Below are 2,911 nucleotides of genomic sequence, written 5' to 3'. Positions count from 1 at the left end.
ACCGCAGACGACAACCGGGGCGTCGGCCGCGGCGAGCACGCAGGCGGCGGCGTCTCAGACGATCTCCACGGCACTGCAGGGGCTCACATCGACGGCGGCGACCAACGCGACGTCTGCATCGGCTCTGTCTACGCTGTCGGACCTATCGGAAATCATTCTGTTCGTGCCGGGTGTGGCCCAGGCTGGGCTGACGCCATTGAACACCACCGGTTTATTTACCGACTTATCGTTCGACGACGATGAACTCCACTTTGAGGGGTTGGAAAGCACCGGCCAAGATATCTTGAAGACGTTCACGTTCAACGGTTGGAAATTGCCACCCGATGTCGCCCTCGAGAGCCTGATGACGCGGCCGGTGATGGCGTTGGGCCCGGCGGAGGTCCCGTCGGTGACGGCGGGTCTGGGTCAGGCGCCATTGGTCGGGGGATTGTCGGTGCCGCCAGGCTGGACTGTGGCGGCACCAGAGATCAGGCTTGCCGCGGTGACACTGCCGTCCACCAGCTTGGGCGCCGCCCCAGAAGTCATGGCAGCCAGCCCCGGAACCCTCTTCAGCGAGATGACCCTGGCAAACATGGCCAGCCGCGCCATCAGCGGCACCACTACCCGAGGATGTCAGGAGCGCACCGGGTCGATTTCCCGCTCCCGCCCCATATCGACGCCCACGTCGCCGAGCGGCCACGGGACGACAATCGCCGCCGACATTCGCGAATTCGCTGAAGCACTAGTCACACTCGGCGACCTACGCGATTCAGGGCTCCTCACGGACGAGGAATTCAACGACCAGAAGGAACGCCTTCTCGCGCGCTGAATCGGGACATTTCGTGGGCCATAACAGCGCGAAAAACACTGCGGCTCCGCGCACTAAGTCGTTGTTGCGCAGCCCCCTCAGTCGTGGCGTTCATGAGGCGCCGCGGGGGATACCCTGTCGGAGGTCCGAGGTACAACATCGCAGTGGCCGAACCGCACGACGAGTTCGAAGAGGCGGCTTAATCCGTTCTCGGCCGGCACGCGGTACCTAGCTCAAAGTCGATGGTCTCGATGTCGCGCACGACGCTGAGCGTGCGGATTAATGCGTCAGTTATGCGATCGACAGCTCCCGGCGTAGCTGGGCCAGCGGCTCGGGTGCCGATCCTGCCGCTGCGCGCGCCGACGCGCTTACACCGTCACCCTCACCCCAGCGGCGTAAACCCCATCCCGGGTCACCGTTATTTTCGGATTAGACAAGACTCAAGCAAAGGTGTGTTATCCACCCATAGATGATGCGGTTCACAGAGAGGAGGCGAATGTGACAGCTGAACTGGGCATGGGCGCGGTGGTTTCCGCTGATCAGTGGCGCGACAAGAAGCGTTGTCTGTGGTTGATGGGGCTGATCCCTCCGACGATGTTGTTCGTGGTATGGCCGATCGTGTGGGCGATGAACCAGTTCGGCTGGCAGAGCGCGTCGCAGGTGTTCTTCTGGGTCGGTCCGTTCCTGGTGTACATCTTGTTGCCGGCGCTGGAGCTGCTCGTGGGGCCAGAAGGGCAGAACCCACCCGATGAGGTGATGGAGCGGCTGGAGAACGATAAGTACTACCGGTACTGCACCTACGCCTACATTCCGTTCCAGTACGCCAGCGTCATCGCGGGTGCCTATTTGTTCACCGCGTCGGACCTGAGCTGGCTGGGCTATGACGGGCCACTGAACTGGCCGGCCAAGATCGGCCTGGCGCTGTCCTTCGGGATGCTGGGCGGCATCGGCATCAACACCGCCCACGAGCTCGGGCACAAGAAGGACTCGCTGGAACGCTGGCTGTCCAAGATCACGCTGGCCCAGACCTGTTACGGGCACTTCTACATCCAGCACAACCGCGGCCACCATCTCCGTGTCGCCACCCCGGAAGATCCGGCCTCGGCGCGGTTCGGCGAGACGTTCTGGGAGTTCCTGCCCCGCAGTCTCTGGGGCACCCTGCGCTCGGCCTGGCAGTTGGAGGTCCAGCGGATGCGCCGGCTGAACAAGAGTCCGTTCAATATCGGCAACGATGTGCTCAACGCGTGGCTGATGTCGGTGGTGTTCTGGGGGGTGCTGGTGGCGGTTTTCGGCCCGGAGTTGATTCCGTTCGTGATCATTCAGGCGGTCGTCGGGTTCACCCTGCTGGTGGCGGTCGACTATCTGGAGCACTACGGGCTGTTGCGGCAAAAGACGCCCAGTGGTCAATACGAGCGATGCGCACCCGAACACAGTTGGAACTCTGACCATTTGGTCACCAATCTGTTCCTGTATCACCTGCAGCGGCATAGCGATCACCATGTCAACTCCACCCGCCGCTATCAGGCGCTGCGCAGCGTCGACGGTGCGCCGAGTCTGCCCAGCGGTTATGCGTCCATGATTTCGCTGACCTACTTCCCGCCGCTGTGGCGGCGGGTGATGGACCATCGGGTGCTGGAGCACTACGACGGCGATATCACCAGGGTGAACCTGGACCCCCGCCGGCGCGAGAAGATCCTCGCCCGCTACGGCGCCGTGGATCCGACCTAGAAGGAGAAAGTCGGTGGCATCGGCGCGTTGCCCAGCAGGTCATCCGCGAGAGGACTTTCCGGCCGGCGCACCGTGGAGCGCCGTTCCGTCGGACTGGAACTGCCCGGATTGTGGTGTGTCTCGTCATTGGTTGACTGCTTGGAGCGCGACGCGTCCGCGGGCGGCGGTAGGTCGCATCGGTGAGCACGGCCAGCTCCGATTGTTGCCTGATGCCGGTGAACTGGTAGCCCACGTGATAAACCGAGACGCCCATCACGAGTTCGATCGGTTCGAACCCGGCCCCATGCAGCAGCGCGGGTCGCGATCATCGACCAACGCCTAAGGTCTGATGTTGTGGCGCCGCACGCGAAGGTCGTCTCCAAGACCCCACCCCCGACGGCCTAATCTGCGTCGGCG

At 63.1% G+C, this 2,911-nt stretch carries 2 protein-coding genes and 2 pseudogenes; 3 read left to right on the top strand and 1 reads right to left on the bottom strand.

All coding sequences use genetic code 11. The annotated features are described in order from the left end of the window. The 3 genes and pseudogenes from ACLQI9_RS30305 to ACLQI9_RS30295 form a co-directional block, all read left to right on the top strand. The coding region (locus ACLQI9_RS30305; protein ID WP_442376897.1) for a PPE family protein, SVP subgroup at window positions 1-808 on the top strand (808 nt) is incomplete at its 5' end. Between the two features lie 495 nt (window positions 809-1,303). After that, complete coding sequence (locus tag ACLQI9_RS30300; RefSeq protein WP_442376899.1) at window positions 1,304-2,515, top strand: alkane 1-monooxygenase; 1,212 nt, start codon at window positions 1,304-1,306, stop codon at window positions 2,513-2,515. Between the two features lie 13 nt (window positions 2,516-2,528). Next, window positions 2,529-2,597, top strand: a pseudogene (locus tag ACLQI9_RS30295) (rubredoxin); the annotation flags it as partial. 81 nt (window positions 2,598-2,678) lie between these two features. On the opposite strand, the pseudogene ACLQI9_RS30290 reads toward ACLQI9_RS30295, so the two are convergent. After that, window positions 2,679-2,810: pseudogene (locus ACLQI9_RS30290) on the bottom strand (heavy metal-binding domain-containing protein); the annotation flags it as partial. Window positions 2,811-2,911: the final 101 nt, after the last annotated feature.

The sequence above is a fragment of the Mycobacterium sp. genome (assembly GCF_052143115.1).
Lineage (GTDB): Bacteria > Actinomycetota > Actinomycetes > Mycobacteriales > Mycobacteriaceae > Mycobacterium.
Note: the sequence above shows the minus strand (reverse complement) of the source record. Positions and strands in the feature narration are given on the sequence as shown.